The organism is Anaerobiospirillum thomasii (assembly GCF_900445255.1).
Classification (GTDB): Bacteria; Pseudomonadota; Gammaproteobacteria; order Enterobacterales; family Succinivibrionaceae; genus Anaerobiospirillum_A; species Anaerobiospirillum_A thomasii.
Genome location: NZ_UAPU01000005.1, coordinates 1,150,586 through 1,175,536 on the forward strand (window position 1 = coordinate 1,150,586; position 24,951 = coordinate 1,175,536).

Consider the following 24,951-nt stretch of genomic DNA (forward strand, 5'->3'; position numbering starts at 1 on the left):
CACAATTCAGATTGAATCTTATTAGCCAAGCAGTGACAGAGCCAGCTGTGGTCTTGAGTTGGCCTGTGTCAGCATGGATGATGCTGCCTGCTGAATGATGGTCTGCTGTGACAGTTTGGCAGACTCTTCGGCAAAATCTGTATCGCGGATACGGGCGCGGGCATCAGATACGTTCATGGAAACATTTGACTGATTGCGGATTGATGATTCCATACGATTCTGCATGGCACCTAAGTGAGCGCGCTGTGTATCAATAACCTGAACGAACTTATCTACTGCTGTAATAGCTAAAGCTGCTAATGATTGCTTGCTTACAGTAAATGAAAGAGTGTCTTTACTGTATCCTTCAGTAGCATCATCTTTAATGCCCGCAGTTGATGCAATCTTAGACATTGTAAAGCCCTGGCTATTGAACTTCATATCTAAGGTATCACCCTGGTATGCACCAACCTGAACTTTAACAAGACCTACTGAGTTCATTAATCCATTCATCTGACCAGCCTGGCCAGAGCCACCACCTAAAATCTTCTCACCACCAAATTTGGTCTGACAGGCAATGCGGGTGATTTCCTGTGACAACTGAGTTACTTCCTGCTGAATAGCCTCACGGTCTTTAGTGTTATTGGTACCGTTTGATGACTGAACGGCTAAGGTGCGGATACGCTGCAACATATTAGTCATCTCATCCATAGCGCCTTCAGCTGTCTGAGCTAAAGCTATGCCATCATTGGTGTTGCGATTACCCTGATTTAAACCATTGATCTGTGAAGTTAAACGATCTGAAATCTGCAGACCGGCAGCGTCATCTTTGGCTGAATTGATGCGCATACCAGAAGATAATCTCTGATATGTGGTATTTAAATTGTTGGTAGCATTGGTAAGATTGCGCTGACCGTTGATTGATGATACGTTAGTATTAACAAAAAGAGCCATGGCGGCCTCCTAAAATAAATCCTATTTATTTTTTAGTTATCGTCATGAAAGAAAAAAACTTTAGCATTTTGTTTAAAGTTTATAAAGTAACAACCTTACATCCTCTTTATTGCTGCAATTTACCCACAGTTAACAATTCAACCTTCACTTATTATGTCGCAGTCTTAGCAAAGACAATTTGTCTATTATTTTTTGTTATTAAAGACTTTTGTCTAAACGCTTTATTACAGTTCTTTGACAGATGGTGGATTTTGTATAAAAGCGTTTTCTGAGATCTTGAGTATCAAGAATAACAGCACAATGAAAATCCTCTAATTTCCTATAAGGCCTAATGCTGCTTTTATTGATCATTTAATCAAGAGGCAAGATAGAAATATGCTCTTTTAATCTGTCCACAGATGTGCCTATGCACCAAAAAAGTATTTTTACGTGACATAAGGCAGGTAAAAAGATACAATCAAAGTCATTTTCAATGAAAAATAATTCTTAAAGATTATTAGTAAATTTGCGAGCATACTTATGGAAATGGATAAGACCTACCAGCCGGAGAATTTTGAAAGCAGCATATATAAAAGCTGGGAAGAAAAAGGCTTTTTTAAGGCCAGCGGTGATGAGACAAAACCAGGCTATGCCATAGCCCTGCCACCGCCTAATGTCACAGGCTCTTTACATATGGGACATGCTTTTCAGCAGACCATTATGGACAGCCTTATTCGCTACCACCGCATGAAGGGTGACAATACCCTCTGGCAGTGTGGTACTGATCATGCCGGTATTGCCACACAGATGGTGGTGGAGCGCAAACTGCTTGCAGAAGAAAATCTTACCCGCAAGGATTTAGGTCGTGAGGCCTTTATTGACAGAATCTGGCAGTGGAAGGAGCAGTCAGGCGGCACTATTACCCGTCAGATGCGCCGTCTTGGCACTTCTGTTGACTGGGATCGCGAGCGCTTTACTATGGATGAGGGTCTATCCCGTGCAGTGCTTGAGGTCTTTGTCAGACTATATGATGAGGATCTTATCTACAGAGGCAAGAGACTGGTTAACTGGGATCCAAAACTGCGTACTGCCATTTCCGATCTTGAAGTGGAAAACAAGGAAACCAAGGGCAGCATGTGGTATGTACGTTACATGCTCTGTGACGGTGCCAAAACCAAAGAAGGCAAGGATCATCTTTTAGTTGCCACCACCCGTCCTGAGACATTGCTTGGTGATACAGCCGTTGCAGTAAACCCTGAGGATGAGAGATTTAAAGATTTAATAGGCAAATTCCTCACCCTGCCTTTAGTTGAGCGCAGAATTCCAATTATTGCCGATACCCATGCTGATATGGAGACAGGTACAGGCTGCGTTAAGATTACCCCTGCCCATGACTTTAATGACTATGCCGTAGGTCGCAGACACAAACTGCCTATGATCAATATCATGACCGAGGATGGCTGCATCAGACAGGAAGCTGAAACCTTTGACACCAACGGTGAAGACACCGATGCTGTTTCATCCTTCATTCCTGAAAAGTATCGCGGTCTTGAGCGCTTTGAAGCCCGCAAGTGCATAGTTGCAGATCTTGAGAGTCTTGGTCTTTTAGAGAAGATTGAGCCACACACCCTGTCACAGCCATATGGCGACAGAGGAGGTGTACCTATTGAGCCTATGCTTACTGATCAGTGGTATGTAAGAGCACAGATGCTTGGCAAAGAGGCTCTTGAGGCTGTAGAGGATGGCCGCATCAAATTTGTTCCAGCTCAGTACACCAATATGTACTATTCATGGATGCGCGATCTGCAGGACTGGTGTATTTCCCGTCAGCTGTGGTGGGGTCACAGAATTCCTGCCTGGTATGATAACAAGGGCAATGTCTATGTAGCCCGCGATATTGATGAGGTCTACACCAAATACAATCTGTCATCAGATGTTGAATTAACCCAGGATCCTGATGTTCTTGACACCTGGTTCTCATCAGCTCTGTGGACCTTCTCAACCTTGGGCTGGCCTGACAACACCAAGGAGCTTGAGACCTTCCACCCAACAGCAGTGCTTGTCACCGGCTTTGACATTATTTTCTTCTGGGTGGCCCGCATGATCATGATGACCCTGCACTTTATGAAAAATAAAGACGGTTCATCACAGGTTCCATTCCATACAGTATATGTAACTGGCCTTATCCGTGATGAGGAAGGTCAGAAGATGTCAAAATCAAAGGGCAATGTACTTGATCCTCTTGATATGATTGACGGTATTGATGTTGAGTCTCTTGTTGCCAAGAGAACTGCCAACATGATGCAGCCTCAGATTGCCAAGAAGATTGCAGACAGAACACGCAAGCAGTTCCCTAACGGCATCAACGCTCACGGTACTGATGCTCTGCGCTTTACCCTATGTGCTCTTGCCTCAAACGGCCGTGACATCAACTGGGATATGAAGCGTCTTGACGGTTATAGAAACTTCTGTAACAAGCTGTGGAATGCCAGCCGCTTTGTGCTTATGAATGTTGATGGCATGTCTCTTGTCAAGCCACAGGCTAAGGATCTGAGCCTTGCAGACAGATATATTCTCTCCACTCTGTCAAAGACCATCAAGTCAGTAACAGAGTCTCTTGATGCCTACCGTTTTGATCAGGTAGCTGCATCTTTATATGAGTTTATCTGGAATGAATACTGCGACTGGTATCTTGAGTTTACCAAGGCTATTTTAAAGGATGAGAATGTAAGCGCAGAGCAGAAGAATGCCACAGCCTATACTCTCGTTGATGTGCTTGAGACTGTACTGCGTTTAGCTCACCCTGTAATGCCTTATATTACAGAGACCATATGGCAAAACGCCGCTCTTAGAATTGACAGGCTCAATGCTGACAAGTCAATTATCACTGCAGCCTACCCTACAGTCTCAGACTACAGCGTAGATGAAAGCGCTCTTGATGCAGTCAATTACATCAAAGAGTTTGTAACTATTGTGCGTAACCTGCGTGCCGAGATGAAAGCCTCTCCTGCTGCTGTGCTTGAGCCAATACTGCGCGGTGCAACTGATGAGCAGTGTGCCTGGCTTGATGAGAACAGTTCATTAGTCTGTGCTCTTGCCAATGTCAAAGCCTGCAGCTTTATAAAAGCAGGTGAGAGCACCAGCGTGCCATGTATCTCAAAGCCAATCTTAAAGGGTGAGATCTTAATTCCTATGAGCTCTCTTATCAACAAGGAAAGCGAGCTTAAGAGATTAAATGATCTAGCTGACAAGACCCGCGGTATTATTGCAGGCATTGAGGCCAAGCTGTCAAATGAGGCCTTTGTCTCCAAGGCACCTGCCAAGATTATAGATGGTGCCAAGGCTCAGCTTGATCTTAACAAGACTCAGCTGCAGGGCATACTTTCTCAGATTGAAGAGATATCAAAGCTTTAAAATATCTGTTTTAAAGTAACCCTATACATAAGCGCCGCAGATACCGGCGCTTATTTTTTATAAAAGAGCTTAAAATTCATCAGGATATTTTAGTTTGGCTTCATATAAATTAAATTCATGTATTGCTTTAAAGCTCTGTAAGTGTTTTACAGTAAGAGCGGCAGAACAAGTTTCCTAGTATAAGACGCATAAGTCTAACGTATTTATCAATATCTGTACTGTCCATTGATGTGCTCTATAGTAAGGTTGTAGTAGATAAAAGTCTGTGAATTTCTTCTTTAGACATTGATTTTTCACATTTTTGCTACACTCAAAATAATAATCCCAATCCTCTTTGCTCATTACTTTGTCTTTTTATACTAAGGGAGGTTTGGTAATTTGCTTTCAGACATTTTATACTCAGTAAATTACAATCTTTTTGCTGTCATTTAACGAGACATGGTCAATATACAAGTGCAATAAAGTCCTGTTTTGAAGTGTTTGACCAATAAAGCGCCTTTATATCAGCGCTACAGCGCTTTTTTATTTTTCCATCTGGCGTAAAACTTTTAGATCATGTTTTAGACTGTCAAAAGTTATAGAGCTGCAAGGGTCTGTGCCTATGCCCTTGCTATCTTAAGGATTTGAAACTTAATATTATATTTAGCTTTACACCCTCTTTTACTCTATAATTTGTCTATAGCGCATCACTATGGGCATTACTATTTAAAAGGATAAAAACAGATGAGTGCATATAATATAGATTGGTGGGGAGCCAACTACTTTTTTGTCAATGACAAGGGACATGTCTGTGTCTGCCCTAATCCTGATATACAGGAGGCCTATGTTGATCTGGCCGAGCTTGTAGAGGCCAGGGCCAAAACAGGTCAGCGTCTGCCGGCACTCTTTGCCTTTCCACAGATTCTGCCTCATCGTGTCAGACAGATTAATGCAGCCTTTAAAAAGGCCCGCAGCGACTATGACTACAAGGGCGATTACTTTTTGGTTTTTCCAATTAAGGTCAATCAGCATCACCGCGTAATTGAAGCTTTGACACAAAGCGGCGAGCCTATTGGTCTTGAGGCTGGCTCTAAAGCCGAGCTTATGACTGTGCTGGCCCATGCCGGACGTACCCGTTCTGTTATTGTCTGCAATGGCTATAAAGACAGTGAGTATGCAAGACTTGCACTTATTGGCGAGAAACTTGGACACAGAGTCTATATTGTTATAGAAAAGCTCTCAGAGCTTGAGACAGTTCTGGCTCAGGCCCGTCGTCTTGAGGTCAGACCGCGCCTTGGTGTCAGAGCCCGTCTTGCCTCACAGGGATCGGGAAAATGGCAGTCCTCAGGCGGAGAGACCTCAAAGTTTGGTCTGTCAGCAGCTCAGGTGCTATCTCTTGTTGAGTCGCTAAAGGCACAGGATATGCTCTCATGCCTTGAGCTTTTACACTTCCATCTGGGCTCACAGCTGTCAAACATACGCGATATTGTAACCGGCGTACGAGAATCAGCCCGTTTTTATGTAGAGCTGGCCCACCTTGGTGTCAATATCAAGTGTTTTGATGTAGGCGGAGGTCTTGGTGTTGATTATGAGGGCACCAGATCGCAGTCTGACTGCTCTGTAAACTATGGCCTTAAAGAATATGCCAACAATATAGTCTTTGCCATTGGTCAGGCCTGCCGTGAGAACGATCTAGAAGAGCCTACCATCTTTACTGAATCTGGCCGAGCCCTTACTGTCTATCATACAGTTTTAGTCTCATCAGTCATCGGTGTTGAAAGATGTGATTTTAAGGTGCCTGAGCTTAAGGATATTGATCTGAACAAAGCAGAGCTTAACTCTATTTTAACCACCTATAAGGAAATATGCTCAGACAAGCGCCACCGCTCATTTTCTGAATGGCTGCATGATAGTCAGTTTGATCTGCATGATGTTCACACAGGCTATATCAAGGGTGATTTTACGCTAAAAGAGCGAGCCTGGGCTGAGCAGATGTATCTTTGCATCTGTAATATGCTCATGTCCAATCTTGATGCACACAACCGCTCCCACCGCAAGATAATTGATGAGCTGCAGGAGCGCACAGCAGATAAGCTTTATGTCAACTTCTCGCTCTTTCAGTCACTGCCAGACTCATGGGGTATAGAGCAGCTCTTCCCTATTATGCCGCTAGAAAAACTCAATGAGCCATTGACCCGCCGTGCTGTGCTTTTAGATATAACCTGCGACTCAGATGGTGCCATCAAGCACTATATTGATAATGAGGATATCTCAAGTACCATGCCATTTCCTGAGTATGATGAACAGCCGCCTTTAATTGGCTTTTTCATGGTAGGCGCCTATCAGGAGATCCTAGGCAACATGCACAATCTCTTTGGTGATACCGAGGCTGTTGATGTCTATGTCAAGCCAAATGGCAAGGTTGAGGTCAGACTGTCTGATGAGGGCGATACTGTGGCTGATATGCTGCAGTATGTACAGCTTGACCCTTCTCTTTTATTAAATCAGTTTGTCTCGCAGGTACGTGACAGCAATCTTGATGAAACCCTGCAACGACAGTTTATAGATGAATTCCGTGAGGGCCTTTATGGCTACACCTATCTGGAGGACTAAGATGCCAACTCTAAACAATGCCTATGATAATTCACTTGTGTCAAATGCTTTTGGCTTTTTACGCCAGCCTTTGTTTTTTGAGCCATATACCTCAGATGCCGATGCCATAATTACAGGTGTAACCTTTGATATGGCAACCTCAGGCCGCTCAGGATCACGCTTTGGACCTGCAGCCATACGTCAGGTTTCAACACAGCTAGCCTGGGAGGGCTGCCGTTATCCTTGGAAATTTGATGTAAGAGATAAATTAAAAATTGCCGACTGCGGCGATCTGGTCTACTCCTTTGGTGACAGCGAGGATATGTGTCAAAAACTGACTGACCATATCTATGCCCTGCTGCAAAACGGCAAATATCCTGTAACATTTGGCGGCGATCATTTTATAACCCTGCCTATTTTAAGAGCCTTTGCCCGTCATTATGGCACCATATCCATGATCCATTTTGATGCCCATGCCGATACCTATTCAAATGGCTCTAAGTGCGATCACGGCACTATGTTCTATCATGCTCCTAAAGAAGGTCTTATCGACCCACAAAGCTCAGTGCAAATAGGCATAAGAACAGAGTTTGATGAAAATGACGGCTTTTTGGTCCTCGATGGAGCAAGATGCATTGATATGACTGTAGATATGCTGCATGATGCAATAAAAGAGCGTGTCGGTAATAATAAAGTCTATTTAACCTTTGATATTGACTGTCTTGATCCGGCCTATGCCCCAGGCACAGGCACACCTGTTGCAGGCGGTCTGTCTACAGACAAGATTTTAAAACTGCTGCGCTCCTTTAGTGACATTGATATTGTAGGCTTTGATGTAGTGGAGGTGGCTCCAAATTATGATATATCAGAGATAACATCATTAGCTGCTGCCACTATTGCCCTTGATCTTCTTTATCTTAAGGCCTCAAAGCTGTAAATGTTAAAGAAAGTGGTCATTGTAGCGCTGTGTCTTTGCAGCATACATCAGGCTACTGCCAATGATGTATGCTCATTATATCTGCAGCGCTATCATAACAGCAGATCCTTTGTCTCTGTGGATATTGCATCGGTAAATCAGGGACGCATTGAGCTTGTGGTTTTAGGGCAGAGCCGCAACCTTTACGTTACTGTCAACGGTATTGATGTCAATAATACCTTAGAGGGTATAGATGAGATTATCTGCAGCAATAGGAGAGCAGGTGAGATAAGAGTTTATAATCTGCATAAGCTTGCTATGGATGCAGGCTTTTTTGAAGCCAGGGTAACAGGAGCCTCATCATCAGATACGGCTCAGACCCCCTACAGCCTGCACTGATTAAAAATGAGGATTGATCCTCATTTTTTACATGCCTAAAAAGGCCTGCTCTAGATCCTTAATAATATCATTAACATCCTCAAGGCCTACAGAGAGTCTGACAAGACCTGCACTGATGCCGGCACTTTGCAGCTGCTCATCGCTAAGCTGTCTATGAGTGGAGCTGGCCGGATGCAAAATACAGCTTCTGATATCAGCCACATGCACCTGCAAAGAGATAAGCTTGAGTGCATCAATAAAACGTGCACCAGCCTCTCTGCCTCCTTTAAGCTCAAAAGATATCACACCTGACTGGCCCTTTTTTAAATACTTTTGGGCAAGATAATAGTATTTATCGCCCTCAAGACCTGGATAGTGCACCTTGGAAACTTCATCGCAGCCTTGCAGGAATTTAGCAACGCAAAGGGCATTGGCGCTGTGTCTTTGCATACGCATTGGCAAGGTCTCAAGACCATGATTGATTAAAAAGGCGCCATGGGCACTCTGGGCACAGCCTATATCGCGCATAATCTGCACTCTTGCCTTGACAATAAAGGCCATATTGCCAAAATCCCTGGTATAGATAAGACCATGATAGCTCTCATCTGGCTCATTAAACTCACAAAAGCGCTCATTACCTGCAAAATCAAATCTGCCGCTATCTACAATGACACCGCCTACCACAGATGCATGACCGTCTAGATACTTGGTTGTAGAGTGAATGACAATATCGGCACCATATTCAAAAGGACGGCACAGATATGGGGTGGCAAAGGTATTATCCACAATAAGAGGCAGCTTATGAGCGTGAGCAAGATCTGCAAACTTTTTAATATCAAGCACTGCCATAGATGGATTGGCTATAGTTTCAGCAAAGATGGCCTTGGTATTATCCTTTATATGTGAGGCAATCTCATCTGCAGAGGCATCCTGATCCACAAAGCTTACCTCAATGCCAAAGCGTTTGAAGGTTACAGCAAAAAGATTATAGGTGCCGCCATAGATATTGGATGAGCTAATTATATGATCGCCGTTTTTGGCCAGAGTTAAAATGGCGGCAAAAGTGGCGGCCTGACCTGATGAGGTGCACATGGCGCCGACACCGCCTTCAAGTACGGCAATTTTTTTCTCTATGGCATCTACAGTTGGATTGCCAAGACGTGAGTAAAAGAAACCTGCAGTCTTAAGATCAAAAAGATTGGCCACCTCCTGTGTTGTATCGTAGCAAAAGGTTGTGCTCTGATATATAGGCAGAGCACGTGCTTCACCACTTTTAGGGCTGTATCCTGCATGCAGACACTCTGTTGGCAGTTCCATAATCTTTATCCTTATGTGTACAATTTATAAAAGCAATATAAAAACAATGACTTTTAAATGTAAGAGTTTTTTTGGCCTTTTCACAAATAAAGTGCAATATTTAAAACTTTTTTAGCCTTTGCACTAAAAGAATCCTGTCAGGAGTAGGACTGTGTCAATAAATGTTAAATAATACCAGGACTTATCTGTGCAGCCATTAGAAATGATTACGGCTAAAGGATTGAAGGGTAGCAGAGCAAAAGGGTCGTCTCTGCGACCCTTTTATAGGTTTAAAACCTGTACTAGATATTATCAGGCAGAGGAAAGACACGATCGGCAGGAATTAACCCTACACCCTGCACCTGAACATCACAGAGGGTCTGCAGATGTTTTATAATATCCTGCACCAGATACTCAGGAGCAGAGGCTCCTGCTGACACACCTACCTTTTTGGCATTGTCAAACCAGCTGTTGTCAATATCAGTATAATCATCAATAAGATAGGCCACAGCTCCTACACTTTGTGCCACCTCGCGCAGGCGGTTTGAATTTGATGAGTTTTTAGAGCCGGCTACAAGCACTACATCACATATCTGTGCGAGCTGCTTTATAGCCTCCTGACGGTGCTGTGTAGCATAGCAGGTATCATCCTTGACAGGACCTTCAATCTCAGGGAATTTTGCCTTTAAAGCCTGTACAGTTTTGGCAGCCTCATCAATTGACAATGTAGTCTGTGTGGCAAATACCAGATTCTTACCATCAAGATTTAGCGCATTGACATCATCAACACTCATAACCACATGCACATTGCTCTTATCCCCATCATACTGCCCTACAGTACCTATAACCTCCTGATGGCCGGCATGACCTATGACAATAGCTTTTTTATGCTCCTGTGAGGCCTTGTTTATCTTAAAGTGCACTCTTTTAACCAGAGGACAGGTGGCATCAATCACATTGATAAAATTACGGTTTTTGGCCTTGGCCATAATCTCAAGCCCTACACCGTGAGCTGAGAAGATAAGCACGCTGCCATCTGGTACATCATCTATGCACTCAACAAAGGTGGCACCCTTTTGCTCAAGTGACTGTACCACATGCTTGTTATGCACCACCTCATGGAGTACATAAACCTTGTCGCCGTATTTTTCAAGAGCGCAGTTTACAGTGCGTATAGCTCTGTCAACACCTGCACACATGCCACGGGTATTGGCAATATATATCTCAAAAGCCATAGTATCTCTCTTAGGTTCTATCAGCGCCTGCGCTCTTTTCATCCTTATTCTCGCCCTTATCCTCCTTTTTAAAGAAGGTGGTTACAATAAGGAAAAAGGCTCCCAGACATACGGCTATATCTGCCACATTAAAGGCAGGATAAGCCCAGAAGGTCTCATCTGTATAGATATAAAACAAAAGAAAATCCACCACATAGCCTAAAAAAACTCTGTCAATAAGATTGCCAAGAGCTCCGCCTATAAACAGAGCATAGGCAAGACAGGTTAGTGTATGCGAACGTGGCGTGCGTTTTAACAGAATAATAAAGACCAGTGACAGTATGATGGCAATAGCACTGAACAGATATCTCTGCCAGCCGCCCATATCTGCCAAAAAGCTGAATGCAGCTCCATAATTATAGACATGCACTAAATTGAAAAATGGGGTAATTTCAATACCCCATGTACCATATTCAATATAGTTGACGCACAGATATTTGGTGTACTGATCCAGTATCAGGATCAGCACACTTACAAACAAAAATATGGAGCCGTTGCGTACGCCTCCTGACATTTATGCGTACTTCCTTGTCTCACCCTGAGCCTGCTTGATATTCTCAATGCATCGTGGGCACAGACCTGGATACTCAGGATCGCTGTCAACACCATCCTCATAATGCCAGCATCTTTCACACTTCTTGTGCTCGGATTTGGCCACAACAAAGGCAAAGTCACCATTTTCAGAGGCAAAGGCGCCCTCTGGAGCATCACCGACCACAACAGATGCCTGTGAGGTAATAAGTACAAAGCGCAGCTCATCTTCAAGCATAGCAAGTTTTGCAGCATGCTCTTTGCTTGTATAGATGGTGATATTGGCCTCAAGAGATGCACCTATAACATTGCGGTTACGGGCCTCTTCAATGGCTCTGTTGGCCTCATCTCTAAAGGAGAGCACATACTGCCAGTACTCATCATTAAAGGCGCTCTCATCTGATATGCGAGGCAGCCCCTCAAAGAAAGTCTGGGTAAAGACAAAGCGCTCACGCTCGCCAGGCATAGCCTCCCAGGCCTCCTGAGCAGTAAAGGACAGGATAGGAGAGATCCAGCGGACTAAAGCCTCGGCAATCAGATACAGTGCACTCTGACATGATCTGCGGGCCTTGCCGTCAGCCTTGGCTGTATACTGTCTGTCCTTGATGATATCAAGATAGAATGAGCCAAGCTCGATAGAGCAGAAGCGCATTAAGGTCTTGACTACAAGGTGGAAGTCATAGTTGTCATAATAGCCAATAATCTCATCCTGAGTCTTGGAGGCAAGAGATACTGCCCACTTGTCAAGCTCAACCATATCCTCAAAGGCTACCATGTCTTTAGCTGGATCAAAGCCTGAGAGGTTGGCAAGCAAGAAGCGTATGGTATTGCGCACACGGCGGTAGGAGTCAGATGATCTCTTGAAGATCTCATCTGATACAGCAATATCGCCTGTATAGTCATTTGATGCCACCCACAGACGCAGCACATCGGCACCTAATTTGTTGATTACGCTCTGTGGAGCAATTACGTTGCCAAGTGACTTTGACATCTTGCGGCCCTGACCGTCAACGGTAAAGCCGTGGGTCAGTACCTGACGGTACGGAGCCTTGTCCTTCATGGCTACAGAGAGCATTAATGATGACATGAACCAGCCGCGGTGCTGATCGCTGCCCTCTAGATACATATCAGCGCTGTTGCCTTTAAATTCTGGGCGCTGATCAACTACAGAAAACTGTGTTGAGCCTGAGTCAAACCATACATCAAGGGTATTTGGATCCTTGTAGTATTTGTCTGCATCAGTGTCGATAAGATCCTCAACCTTAAGATCCCACCAGGCCTGAATACCGTTTTGTTCCACGGCTTTGGCCACCTTTTCAACAATAGCAGGAGTATCTGGGTGAATCTCACCTGTCTCTTTGTTGATAAGCACGGCACATGGCATACCCCATGTTCTCTGACGGGAGATACACCAGTCTGTTCTCTGACTTACCATAGCCTCAATACGGTTCTGACCCCAGGATGGAATCCAGCGTACCTTCTTAATCTCCTCAAGGGCGCGCGCTCTTAGACCATTGCCATCCATGGTAATAAACCACTGAGGGGTGGCTCTGAATATAACAGGGGTCTTGTGACGCCAGCAGTGTGGGTAGCTGTGCTCAATCTTTCTGGCACATAAAAGTGAGCCATTGCTCTGCAGCAGCTTTATAACCTCAGGGTTGGCTTTAAATACATTTAAACCCTCAAAGTGCTCTGTGCCTTTGACAAAGCAGCCGTCAGGACCTACAGGATTATCAACGCTAATACCGTATCTGGTGCCTACATTGTAGTCATCAAGACCGTGGGCCGGAGCTGTGTGAACACAGCCTGTACCTGCCTCTAAAGTTACGTGGCTGCCAAGAATGATTGGCACGCTGATATTTAAAAATGGGTGATTGAATTTTAATAGCTCCAGAGCCTTGCCAGATGTGGTGGCTAAAATCTCATAATCTTCAATCTCACAGCGCTCCATTACTGATTTTACAAGCTCTGTGGCCAGTACCAGGCGCATGGCCCTGTCACCTTTAACCTGCACCAGTGAGTACTCAAGAGCCTCATTTAGACAGATGGCGCGGTTGGCAGGCAGTGTCCATGGGGTTGTGGTCCAGATGACACAGCATACAGAGCCTTCACCTGCACTGGTGTTAAAGGCCTTGAGCACAGCATCTTCATCTGCAGCCTTGAACATTACATCAATGGCATCAGATTTTACATCATAGTACTCAACCTCAGCCTCTGCCAGTGCTGACTGACAGTCAATACACCAGTACACAGGCTTGGAGCCGCGGATAAAGTGACCGTTGGCAATAACTCGGCCTAAGGCGCGTATAGTGTCGGCCTCGGTCTTGTAATCCATGGTCTCATATGGATGCTCCCAGTCGCCAAAGACACCAAGGCGCTTGAAGTCTTTCATCTGACCTGCAATCTGGGTCTTGGCATATTTGCGGCACTCTTTGCGGAAGGTGGCGGCATCTACCTTGTCACCAGGTTTGCCAACAAGGCCTTCTACCTTAAGCTCAATTGGCAGACCGTGGCAGTCCCAGCCTGGAATATATGGTGAGTCAAAACCCTCAAGAGTTTTGGATTTGACAATAATGTCCTTTAGAATCTTGTTGATGGCATGGCCGATGTGAATGTCGCCATTGGCATATGGAGGGCCGTCGTGCAGAATAAACTGCCTGGCATCAGAGCGTGACTCTCTTATTTTCTGATATAGATTTTCTCTCTCCCAGGCATCAAGCATACCCGGCTCTCTTTTGGCAAGATCGCCGCGCATTGGGAAACTGGTAGTAGGAAGATTTAGCGTATTCTTATAATCAGCCATGAAAATACCCGTTTTATTACCTTAAAGTTTACAATTCTCAAGCATATAAGAGACCGATCTCTGATCGGCCTTTATTTGCGCCATCAACGATGTAAGATCCGGAAATTTCTGTTCGTCTCTTACCTTCTTTATAAAAATAACTTCTATGTGTGTGCCATAAAGATCTTTGTCAAAATCAAAGATATTGACCTCAAGAATACTTTTTATTTTATGTTCATAGATAGTGGGTCTCAAACCTATATTGGCCATACCCTTGTACTGGCCGTATACAGTTTTGACCATAACGGCAAACACGCCTTTGAGCGGACATACCTGTCTGTTTAGATTGACGTTGGCAGTTGGAAATCCTATGGTTCTGCCTATGGCATTGCCATGCACCACACGCCCTGATATGGCATAGTGGCGACCGAGCATCTCTTTTGCTGTTGCAAAGTCTGACTGTGCTATAAGAGCACGTATCATAGTACTTGAAATGCGGGTATTGTCGCTGGCCACACCCAAAATGGCATCGGCCTCAATTCCAACCTCAGAACAATAGGATTTAAGCTCCTGCAGACCTGCCACACCTCCGCAGCCAAAGGTAAAGAGCGAGCCTACGGTAACACTTTTGACATTCATCTTTTTGTGCAGTATTACTTTGACAAAGCTTTTAGCATCAAGCTCTGCTACAGAGCGGTCAAACTTGATACAAAAAACAAAATCAACATTACATGAGGCAAAAGCTCTTAGCTTGTCGCGCAGCGAATAAAGGCGGGCCGGGACAGCCTTGCCAAAAAACTCAAGAGGCTGTGGCTCAAAGATCATGACAGCACTGTAAAGGTTCTGCTCCCTGGCTTTTTTGTGCATAGCCTCAATCACGGCACGATGACCCTGATGAAAACCATCAAAATTGCCTATGGCCAGAGCCACCTGTTTATCTTTTATTTTAAAGTCAGATAAATATCTGTACAAACGCATGCAACACAACCTTTTATGTAAAAGCTCTCTGTCATAAAAGTCACTTTTAAAGTTCTAATTATAACCTCTAGATGTATTAATGCCTATGTTTAATTTTCAGGCCAACCCCCATAATGCATTATTTTTGTTCAAATTTCTAAGATTTGATCTAATTTGGATCTTTATCTTTAAACGGTGCAAAAAAAATGATGCCCGATTTAATTTTATTGTGCTTTTTTTTAATATCGGCCCTTGTTACAATCAAGATGTATTTAAAGATTATATGAGGATTTATCGTGACGGTTAAAGTTGTATGGCCATCTGGCAATATGGCCCTTTTAAGTCAGATAGAGGCCGACAGTATCTCCCTTACCTCACAGGGACAGCTCTACAACCTCTACAGAAACTGCTCTCTTGCTGTGTTAAATTCAGGAGCACTTACTGACAACTCAAAAGAGCTTTTGGAAAACTTTGAGAATTTTGAAATTGATGTAATGCGCAATGAGCGCGGTCTTAAGATAGAGCTTATCAATCCGCCATCTACAGCTATTGTTGATGATGAAATTATAAAAAGCCTGCAAAAGCATCTTTATGCTGTGCTGCGCGATATTGTGCAGATTCACTATCTGCATGCCATTCACTCTATGAGCACTGACAAGGATCATGCTCAGACCATCCCTGATTTTATCTTTAAGATACTGCGCAATGCCGATGTGCTAAAGAGCAATGCCAAGCCATCTTTAGCTGTATGCTGGGGCGGTCATTCCATATCGCAGCAGGAGTATGACTATGCCTACAATGTAGGCTATGCCTTAGGCCTTAGAGGCGTTGATATCTGCACAGGCTGCGGCCCTGGTGTCATGGAGGCGCCAATGAAGGGCTCCCTAATGGGCTTTAATATGCAAAATAATATGCGCGAATGTCGCCGTATAGGTCTTACAGAGCCATCTATTATTGCAGCCGAGCCGCCAAATCCAATGGTAAGCGATCTTGTAATTCTGCCTGATATTGAAAAGCGCCTTGAGGCCTTTGTGCGCCTTGGCCACGTGCTTATAGTCTTCCCAGGCGGTCCAGGTACGGCCGAAGAGCTTTTATACATTATCGGCATCAAACTTTTAAAAGAGAACAGACATGCCGCCCTGCCTCTTATTTTAACTGGCAACAAGGAGTCAAAGGCCTATTTTGATGCCATAGATGATTTCCTGCGCCACTGCTTTGGCCCTGAAGTTACCCGTCATTACAAGATTATTATTGACGATCCTAAGGCTGTGGCAGTTGAGGTTAAAGAGAGTCTTGATACAGTCTACAACCATCGTATCTACTCCCATGACTCATTCTGCTACAACTGGTCTTTAAATATTCCACCTGAGCTGCAGTCACCTTTTGACGTGACCCATGAGTCAATGGCTACCCTTGATCTGCACAAAGATCAGGAGCCATGGCGTCTTGCTGCCAACCTGCGCCGCGCCTTCTCTGGCATTGTAACTGGCAATGTTAAAGATTATGGTATTGAGCAGGTGGCCAAACACGGTCCTTTTGAGCTGCATGGTGATGAGGACATCATAGGCTATATGGACAAGCTCATGCGTGATTTTATTGCTCAAAAACGCATCTCCCTCTCTGACAAGGAATATGTGCCTTGCTATAAATTCACAGCAGACTGATAAAAAGGCAGGATCTCATTAAGATCCTGCCTTTTTAAATTCTCAATATCTAAAAAATATCTAAAGCAGTCTATAACAGTCCCTGATCCTTAAGGTACTGTTTAATGCCGTGCATGGTCTGCTCTGAGACTACATGTTCAATACGGCAGGCATCTTTTTCAGCAAGATCGGATGGGATCTGAGCTGTATGCTGTAAAAATACTGTCAGAAGCTGATGTCTTTCAAAGACTGAGGCGGCGAGCACCCTGCCATCAGGAGTAAAATTAATGGCTCCGTTGTCGGCAATGGTAATAAGGCCTTTATCCTTTAAAAGACCTAAGGCGCGTGACACACTTGGTTTTGAAAAGCGCAGTTCATTGGCCACATCTACAGCACGCACTATGCCATCAGCATTGCGCTCTTTGATGACATAGATGGTTTCAAGATAGTTTTCACCAGATTCGGCTACAGCGCCATGACGTGTCGGAACCGGCTCTGGCACAGCATCCTGTGGAGTCGGTGCTTGTCTTACTCTTTCCATGCGCTTTATCTGATTACTGTGACATTGACCTTTTCGCCAACTAAGGTCAACTGTATGGCATTGTTAGGACCGATAGCACCTTTGGAGATGAGACCTAAGCGTACAAGCTCGGTAAAATCAAGGCTTATCTGACGGGAAATATGCTTGCCTCTGGCGTCGGTTATAGAGCCCATGGTAGGCACTAAAGGACGCATACCAAGATTTCTGGCTTTAGAGAGCACACCAATCTGCTCAAGGCGGTTGATTAATCTGTATACAGTTGCAATGCCCAGATCTGGCACAAACTGTTTGGCCTCGTACCACAGCTCCTTTGGAGAGGTACACTTGCTGTTAGTAAGAATATCAATGATATGTCTTCTTTGCACAGTCATGCGCAAGCCGCTTGCTTCTAGTTTACGCAGAGTATCCTCGGTGAGATTTCCTACGTTATAGATTGGATCATTATCTTGCATCTGAACCTTCTTACTAATCTAACTCTTATTTATCTACAAGCTATGCACTAAAAATAACTATTCATGCTTTGATCTGTGATCAGAGCAGCCGCACGAATTTGAACCACAACTGCAATTACTACAGTCATCTTTCTTTGAAAACATAGCTATAATTTTCTTCATTCCAAAATAAAATGGAATCAATATCACAACTATTATGGCATAAGTCCAAATATTACTCATGTATATTTCTCCTATTATTTCCATATATGCAACATTTGTAGCATTTTTAGCCAAATTTTATCATAAATTAGCCATGGCTAACTTGCAAGAGCAATTTATAGTGCACCATGCTTTGGCACCAATAGATGCCTTATTTATCAGAGAAATTACAATATTTAATTATTAAGACTGCAGCCTGGTAGATAAAAAAGTCACTTAATAAAGTGACTTTAATATCCTGACTTTACATATTGCTCATAATAAAGCCTACAGTAAAGATAACAAGCAGTATGCCGCCTAATATACGCAGCACTATTTTGGCCACGGTGGCATTTTCCACCATGGAGCGCAGGGAATTGATTTTCTTGTGGTTAAGCTTTGATGCAAGCTCACGCCTGGTGCAGTCGCCCTTGACATCAGGTCTGCCTATAACTGCAGGAATGCCGTAGGCATTATAATAGGCAAAACCAAAACCAAAGGAGTTTCTGACCTGTTTTTGTATAGAGTAGTTTAAAACAGCATTGGCCCCAAGGCTTTCACACTCGTGTAGCAGACGGTATCTGGCATGCTCTATATTGCGATCGCCTTTGACAATAGGACCGCCAGCCCTGTCTATGATTTCATAACCTACAATCTGCATACCCTTGTCAATCTGTGTTGCAGGTGGCTCAAAATAGGTCATGCTGTCCTCGGCAAAGGCCTTGACATCTAAAAGCTCAAGCTGTGTGCAAAAACCACGATCGTCAGCTTCAAATTCAGATCTGATGCCGACACAGACACTGTCTGCATCCTCAGCTTTGCTAAAGGATGTTTTATCAAAGCTGTAGATATGACCATCATCACCCTGTATGCGGCCATCTTTTGAAATACTGTCTACAGATGAAATCAAACCCTGCATTGTTATCCTGCCTTTTGTTTCAAACTCTGTCACTTACAGATTGTTATCAAGACGCCCTTCTTTGAGGGCCTTTGAAAAATTAAGCATGCGCTCAAGTGGCTTTGTAGCCTGCACTCTTATATCCTCAGGTACAAAGAGCTCATGACCTGCACTGTTCTCAAGTGCATCAATCAGTGACTCAAGTGAGTTTAATGCCATCCATGGGCAGTTGGCACAGGAGATGCAGTGACCTGACAGTGATGCTACAGGTGCCTCAATTAAAATCTTGTCAGGACAGGCCTGTTTTATCTTGTAGAAAATATTGCGCTCGGTGGCAATGATGAGCTTTGTGGCATCTGAGGCCTTGGCATAGTTTAGAATCTGTGAAGTTGAACCTACAAAATCAGCCATAGCCACTACGCTCTGCGGAGCTTCAGGGTGCACCAGAATAAGAGCATCAGGATTGTCCTTTTTGACAAAGGACAGAGCATTTGACTCAAAGGCATCATGCACAATGCAGCGGCCAGGCCAGCAGTGAATGGCTGTTTTGGCATTGTTTGCAATATAGGAGCCAAGATGTCTGTCAGGCAGCCACAAAATCTCCTCATTGCGCCCTTTTAGATAGTCGGCAAGCTCAACAGCAAGTGATGAGGTAACAATCCAGTCAGCCTGAGCCTTAACAGCAGCTGAAGTATTGGCATAGGCCACCACAGTGGCATTAGGATACTGCTCTTTAACCCTTGCGAGATCATCGGCACTGCAGCACAGATCAAGTGAACACTCAGCCTTAAGGGAGGGCATGACTACCTTCTTTTGCGGAGAGAGTATTTTAGCTGTCTCGCCCATAAAACGCACACCTGCTACAGCTAATGTCTGCTTGTCACTGTCACGGCCTTCACGGGCCATCTCAAGTGAATCGCCAATAAAACCGCCTGAGGTCTCAGCCAGACGCTGCATGGTCTCTGAGGTATAGTAATGGGCAATTAAAAAGGCATCATGCTTTTTTAAACACTCAAGAGCTCTGTCAAAAAGCTCCTCATCCTTTTTAAGATCCTCTTTTGTCGGCATGACTGGCAGATCAAAACTCTCAGGAATTGAAACGCCCTCAATCATATGCACAGCCATAATCTACTCCATATTAAATTTAAGCTCATCTGCTCCTGTCTTTAAAAGAGCCTGATGGGCATCAGCGCGCATTACACCCAAAGCGCGCATTCTTGTAGTACAAAGGCGCAGATCCAAAGATGGAGTCTCATCACCTTCAACAAAATTCTCTATAGTACTATAGTTATAAGGTCCATTCTCTGGCAAAAGCCCTGCACCTACTAAAGTTGATGGCATGACACAGTACAGCTTTTCCTCACATTTCATAACCTCAACAGTATGGGCAAGTGTCTCGTCAAGCTCACAGACAAACTCAAATTTATCGCCGCTTTGCAGATTAAAGGAGTCAAAACCTATAAGCTCGCTTGAGTCTTTAATCTGTGATCCTGCAGTATAGATACTGCCGCCTATGACAAAATGTCTTTTACAGACAGGATAGTCAAAGGACAGGGCAATAAGATCGCCTATAAAGGCTCTGTCGGCACTGCCGTCAACTGCTACAAGCCGCCATACAGATGTATTGTTCAGACTTACTTTTAAAAGATACTGCATTACTGTGCTACCTTAGATATATAAACTTCCTTGCTCTTACCTGCGTAGTTCTCGCCCTCAAGACATGCACAAAAGGCCTTGACATTAAGTTTTGAGCTAAACACTCGCAGATCCTGATCTTCATACAATATAGATAAATTACTCTGTCTGTTTCCAGCAAGTTGCAAAAACTTATTGGCAAGAGCGGCATCTGGAGCTATGACATGCGAGCGCAGAGCAATACGATAGAGCATAAAATAGAAAAAAGATGAATAATTTAATCGAAATTCATGTCTGTTCTTGGCAATAAGATGTAAAAGCTCAAGATTGCCCTTTAAGATCTCAGGGGCCGGAGCGCTGTCATCTAGATTGTAATCTAAAAACATGGCAGAAAAGCCCAGCACAAAAAATGATGACATATAGGTCATATAAAGATGTATGTCATTTTCTTTTAAGGCATAGCCTGATTTTGAATTTAAATAGCTTTCAATCTCAAAGGAGCTAAAGTCATTAAAGCAAAAGAGCGACTGACAGACAGCATAATTCATAGGAATAAAGCTAAGAGACACCTTTTCAGCAAGGGCGCTTAAAAGACTTATATCCCTTTTTGTTAGTGCATTGTTTTCAAAAAGAAAATCTACAGTGGCTGTTAAAAGATTGTCACTGTCCTGACTGTAGATTGTATGCAGATAACGCTCAAAAGGACCATCTTTTTTATAGATGGCGCGAATGAGCTTTTTAATGTGTCCTGCAAGCACAGAGCAGTCAATATTGAGCTCAGCCCCTACAAAGCGCCAGCGCAGAGCAATGACATCACACAGCATCTGTGAGTGAGACAGAGCATAGCGCTGAAAATCGCTGTGTGAGCTGTAGCTTAGGTTGCGCAGTACGCCAAGTGACTCATCAGAGCCTAATTTGTAGGACAGATAATGATAATGGCAGGCAAGAGCCATATTGCGCGGCAAAAGGTTGCCCTCGCTGTAGACTTTGGCCATAAAATTGGCGCACATGGCGTCTTTATCTGCATCCTTTACAATATCATCAAGCACCCTGATATAGGCTACAGGCTTGTACCTGCCCTGAGCCTTGAGTCTTTCAAGCTCATCCTGACATCTTTTATCCATGCAGTCACTGCCAAGGCGCAAAAGAGTTGAGGCTATATCATCCTTTGTCACCTTCTTGGCCATGACATAATACATATTCTGTAGCTGTGTTAAAAGATAGATATGATGCGGCGCAAAATCAAAGCCAGCACCGTCATTTATATGAAAGACATCAACAATGGGACTTTGCAGATCATCATGTATATGATCATGAATGAAATTTAAAGTATCTGCGCATTTTACCTTGAGCTCCTCACTGTCATTGCACAGGCGTAAAAGTGTATTGACAGCACCTGCATCAAAGTTTTCAACTAAAAGCTGCAAAGCCCTTATATAAATACTTTTTTCATAGGTTGCTGCAAATTTTTGCGCTATAGCCTCATTCTGATCAACTAAAACGCGACAGCTGAAAATATCGCCTTCAATGACAGCCACCTGCAGAGCCTTGTGTAAAATAGAGAGTATCTTGTCAAAAACTGAGATCTCCTCATCATCCTCATCTACTGTATGCACTGCCTCTAAAAGAGCCATGATAAAGCCCTGATCTAAAATAGGCAGATCCTCATAGGTAAGTGAGCAGAGTATAAACAGAGGTGCTGCAAAGCGTCTTTTGCTCTCAAGCATCATCTTTTTAAAGCCTTCTATGACAAAGATGCCATAGTCATAGACATTAAGATCCTCAGATACGGCCCTTTCTGTTATAAACTGCAGATGGCAGCGCTTGGCAAGAGCTGTAAGCGCATTGTACAGAAGATATTCCTCAACCTCGATAACTGTGCCATCTTCAAGCTCAATCTGTTCCTCAAAACTTACCGAGGCATAGCTTTGATTGATACAAAGATTATAGGCAAAAAACAGCTCATCAATAAAATTGGTATTGGAGCCTGAGAGATTGTAGTCCATGCTGTTATTGACAATAACATCATAGTAATAGGCAAGAGGATGACCCTGCAGAGCGCTCATGCGCAGCCACATGCGGCCTGCATGCGGATCTTTTGGCAGAAAATCACCGCTAAAGCAGGCCTGGGCAATATACATGCAGCTTTGTGCCGACATGCCCACAAAAGGCAGAATCTCCTCACTGTACTGACACTGCTTTAGTGAGGCCAAAAAGGTAAAGAGTTTCTTTATATTGTAAAAGTGCTTTTGTTTGGCTCCATGGCGTCTGTCCTGGGCATAGGACATGCTGTTAGCCTGTGTATCTAAAAGCGGCAGCAGATTTTTAAAGATAAAAGGACTTATCTGTGCCTTTGACAGAAAATAAGCCATACGCATGGCCGCGCAGCTGGCTATACTTGGCGCACTCTCATGGGTCATAGGTGAGCTTTGTATATATAAAAAGTCACTTAAAGGCCTTAACAGCGCATCATCATCTTTTATCTCATCAGATGCAATGTGCTTCATAAAGTCTCTAAACTCTGTAAGATCATACAAAGGCGGAATATATTCCTGATAGGCAGTTGATGAGCTTATACTCTCAACACGTGATGCCATGTGCTCACTGCCAGGCAATTCCTCAAGTATAAAGGCACAGCCATCATTGATAAGTGAAGTAAGCCTCTTGAGATTCTTTTTACTGCGGTTTTTATAATAGGTGACATAGGCCATAAACTGCACTTTATCATCATAAAGAATATCATTTTTACGCAGATTGCTATCGTGCAGCAGAGAATTTAAAATACTTGAGGCTTTATCGGCACTTATATCAATGCATGAGCCTTTTTGATAATCACTGTCTATCTCAAGCAGCTGACGCTCAAGATCCATAAAATTAAGCTTTAAATCACCATAGGTAATATCAGATTTATAAAAGCCGTTTTTTTCAAAAAAATTCAGAGGTTTGTTCAGATTGGCCATTGCACCTATTCTTATAAAAACGCCACCTTACGTTTCCGCAAAGTGGCTTTAGAAAAAATTTTACTTAAATATCAATATCTTACTTAGACGATCTTGCTTATACGTTATACAGCTCAAGATTGGCGCTGTCCTGCCAGGCCTTGTCAGCTTTAGCATCATCCGAGCGCTGCTCTTCAAGATATTTAAAATACTCCTCATCCACATCGCCTGTTATATAGGAGCCGTTGAACACCGAGGTTTCAAACTCTTTAAGAGCAGGATTCTCCTCGCGTACAGCATCGCACAGATCCTCAAGAGACTGGAAGATAAGAGCATCGGCATGGATCTGTTTGCAGATCTCATCATTGTTTCTGCCATAGGCAATAAGCTCCTGACGGGTTGGCATATCAATGCCATAGACGTTAGGATAACGTATCTCAGGGGCTGCGGAGGCAAAGTAGATAGCCTTGGCACCTGCATCGCGGGCCATATCCACAATCTGCTCCGAGGTGGTGCCGCGTACAATTGAATCATCAACCAATAATACACGCTTATCCTTAAACTCGGCAGGAATAGGATTTAACTTGTTGCGTACAGATTTTTTACGCTGTTTCTGGCCTGGCATAATAAAGGTACGGCCTATATAGCGGTTTTTAACAAAGCCCTGGCGGTAAGGTTTGCCTAAAATTCTTGCAATCTGTACAGCAATATCTGATGAAGTCTCGGGAATTGGAATAACCACATCAATATCAAGATGGGCATATTCACGCATAATCTTGTTGGCAAGCTTGGTACCCATGCGCACACGTGAGGCATAGACAGACACACCATCTAAAATTGAATCTGGACGGGCAAAATAGACATACTCAAAAATGCATGAGCACAGTTTGGTTTCACTGGCACAGATATCACTATAGAGCTTGCCGTCATTGCTGATAAAGACAGCCTCGCCCGGGGCGATATCACGCACCAGCTTAAAATTGTCCACATCAAGAGCTACAGACTCAGAGGCCACCATGTACTCATCCTTGCCGTTGTCATCAACTCTTTTGCCAAGTACTAAAGGACGTATACCATTTGGATCTCTAAAGGCAATCAGGCCTACACCAATAATTAAAGCCACTACAGCATAGGCGCCGCGTATTTCAGCATTGACACCTTTGATGGCAGTGAAGATCTCCTCAGGGCTTGGTACAGCACTTTTTATATCAGAGAGCTTCCAGGCTAAAATATTGAGCAGCATTTCACTGTCAGATGAGGTATTGACATGACGGTGGACGCTGTCACATTTGTTCTTAAGCTCACGGGCATTGGTCAGGTTTCCATTGTGGGCAAGAGCTATACCATAAGGTGAGTTGACATAAAAAGGCTGGGCCTCGGCTGCAGAGGATGAACCTGCAGTTGGATATCTGACATGACCTATACCTATATTGCCCTTTAATCTGGCCATGTGCTTTTGCTCAAAGACATCAGCTACAAGACCATTGGCCTTCCTCTGTCTGAAGTTGCCGCCGTCAATGGTAATAATACCTGCCGCATCCTGACCGCGGTGCTGCAATACTCTCAGCGCATCGTAAAGAGACAGATTTACAGGAGAGGTCGCAACCATTCCAACTATTCCACACATTTTTA

The 24,951-nt window shown here is 43.8% G+C and carries 18 protein-coding genes; 5 read left to right on the forward strand and 13 right to left on the reverse strand.

Features of this window, described 5'->3' with window-relative positions; genetic code table 11:
- Positions 1-21 precede the first annotated feature (21 nt).
- Entirely contained in the window at positions 22-933 is a 912-nt protein-coding gene (locus DRZ93_RS05085) for a flagellin N-terminal helical domain-containing protein (RefSeq protein WP_113746003.1), read from the reverse strand.
- Positions 934-1,458: 525 nt separating this feature from the next.
- Here DRZ93_RS05085 and DRZ93_RS05090 point away from each other — a divergent pair.
- The 4 genes from DRZ93_RS05090 to DRZ93_RS05105 all read left to right on the forward strand — a co-directional run bounded on the left by DRZ93_RS05090 (position 1,459) and on the right by DRZ93_RS05105 (position 8,212).
- Entirely contained in the window at positions 1,459-4,326 is a 2,868-nt protein-coding gene (locus DRZ93_RS05090; protein WP_113746081.1) for a valine--tRNA ligase, read from the forward strand.
- Positions 4,327-5,049: 723 nt separating this feature from the next.
- Positions 5,050-6,918 (forward strand): biosynthetic arginine decarboxylase, encoded by a 1,869-nt coding sequence (gene speA, locus DRZ93_RS05095; RefSeq protein ID WP_113746004.1) that lies wholly within the window; start codon positions 5,050-5,052, stop codon positions 6,916-6,918.
- A 1-nt stretch (position 6,919) separates the two neighbouring features.
- Entirely contained in the window at positions 6,920-7,834 is a 915-nt protein-coding gene (gene speB / locus DRZ93_RS05100) for an agmatinase (RefSeq protein WP_113746005.1), read from the forward strand.
- Positions 7,835-8,212 (forward strand): hypothetical protein, encoded by a 378-nt coding sequence (locus DRZ93_RS05105; RefSeq protein WP_113746006.1) that lies wholly within the window; start codon positions 7,835-7,837, stop codon positions 8,210-8,212.
- A gap of 27 nt (positions 8,213-8,239) precedes the next feature.
- Here the strand turns inward: DRZ93_RS05105 and DRZ93_RS05110 are convergent, their stop codons facing one another.
- The 5 genes from DRZ93_RS05110 to ribF all read right to left on the reverse strand — a co-directional run bounded on the left by DRZ93_RS05110 (position 8,240) and on the right by ribF (position 15,052).
- On the reverse strand, positions 8,240-9,508 hold the full coding sequence (locus tag DRZ93_RS05110; protein WP_113742948.1) for an O-acetylhomoserine aminocarboxypropyltransferase/cysteine synthase family protein: 1,269 nt from the start codon (positions 9,506-9,508) through the stop codon (positions 8,240-8,242).
- A gap of 281 nt (positions 9,509-9,789) precedes the next feature.
- Positions 9,790-10,722: a 4-hydroxy-3-methylbut-2-enyl diphosphate reductase gene (gene ispH / locus DRZ93_RS05115; RefSeq protein WP_113746082.1), complete on the reverse strand. Its 933-nt coding sequence runs from the start codon at positions 10,720-10,722 to the stop codon at positions 9,790-9,792.
- A 10-nt stretch (positions 10,723-10,732) separates the two neighbouring features.
- Positions 10,733-11,275, reverse strand: a complete 543-nt coding sequence (gene lspA / locus DRZ93_RS05120) for a signal peptidase II (protein ID WP_113746007.1) — start codon at positions 11,273-11,275, stop codon at positions 10,733-10,735.
- Positions 11,276-14,095: an isoleucine--tRNA ligase gene (gene ileS, locus DRZ93_RS05125; RefSeq protein ID WP_113742950.1), complete on the reverse strand. Its 2,820-nt coding sequence runs from the start codon at positions 14,093-14,095 to the stop codon at positions 11,276-11,278.
- A 21-nt stretch (positions 14,096-14,116) separates the two neighbouring features.
- Positions 14,117-15,052: a bifunctional riboflavin kinase/FAD synthetase gene (gene ribF / locus DRZ93_RS05130; protein ID WP_113742951.1), complete on the reverse strand. Its 936-nt coding sequence runs from the start codon at positions 15,050-15,052 to the stop codon at positions 14,117-14,119.
- Positions 15,053-15,327: 275 nt separating this feature from the next.
- Between ribF and ppnN the strand changes: the two genes are divergently transcribed.
- Complete coding sequence (gene ppnN / locus DRZ93_RS05140) at positions 15,328-16,695, forward strand: nucleotide 5'-monophosphate nucleosidase PpnN (RefSeq protein ID WP_113746008.1); 1,368 nt, start codon at positions 15,328-15,330, stop codon at positions 16,693-16,695.
- Positions 16,696-16,765: 70 nt separating this feature from the next.
- Here ppnN and DRZ93_RS05145 read toward each other — a convergent pair whose 3' ends face one another.
- From DRZ93_RS05145 to purF, 7 genes are all read right to left on the reverse strand, one after another.
- A complete protein-coding gene (locus DRZ93_RS05145) occupies positions 16,766-17,215 on the reverse strand; it encodes a metal-dependent transcriptional regulator (RefSeq protein ID WP_113746009.1) in 450 nt (149 codons plus the stop codon).
- A gap of 5 nt (positions 17,216-17,220) precedes the next feature.
- Positions 17,221-17,667: a transcriptional repressor gene (locus DRZ93_RS05150; protein WP_113742955.1), complete on the reverse strand. Its 447-nt coding sequence runs from the start codon at positions 17,665-17,667 to the stop codon at positions 17,221-17,223.
- A 445-nt stretch (positions 17,668-18,112) separates the two neighbouring features.
- Entirely contained in the window at positions 18,113-18,766 is a 654-nt protein-coding gene (locus tag DRZ93_RS05155; RefSeq protein WP_113742956.1) for a hypothetical protein, read from the reverse strand.
- 33 nt (positions 18,767-18,799) lie between these two features.
- Complete coding sequence (gene nadA, locus DRZ93_RS05160; RefSeq protein WP_113746010.1) at positions 18,800-19,870, reverse strand: quinolinate synthase NadA; 1,071 nt, start codon at positions 19,868-19,870, stop codon at positions 18,800-18,802.
- Positions 19,871-19,873: 3 nt separating this feature from the next.
- Entirely contained in the window at positions 19,874-20,401 is a 528-nt protein-coding gene (locus tag DRZ93_RS05165; RefSeq protein ID WP_113742958.1) for a hypothetical protein, read from the reverse strand.
- A complete protein-coding gene (locus tag DRZ93_RS05170) occupies positions 20,401-23,340 on the reverse strand; it encodes a hypothetical protein (RefSeq protein WP_113746011.1) in 2,940 nt (979 codons plus the stop codon). Before DRZ93_RS05170 ends, DRZ93_RS05165 begins: the two co-directional genes overlap by 1 nt.
- Positions 23,341-23,437: 97 nt before the next feature.
- Entirely contained in the window at positions 23,438-24,946 is a 1,509-nt protein-coding gene (gene purF, locus DRZ93_RS05175) for an amidophosphoribosyltransferase (protein WP_113746012.1), read from the reverse strand.
- Between the last annotated feature and the right edge of the window lie 5 nt (positions 24,947-24,951).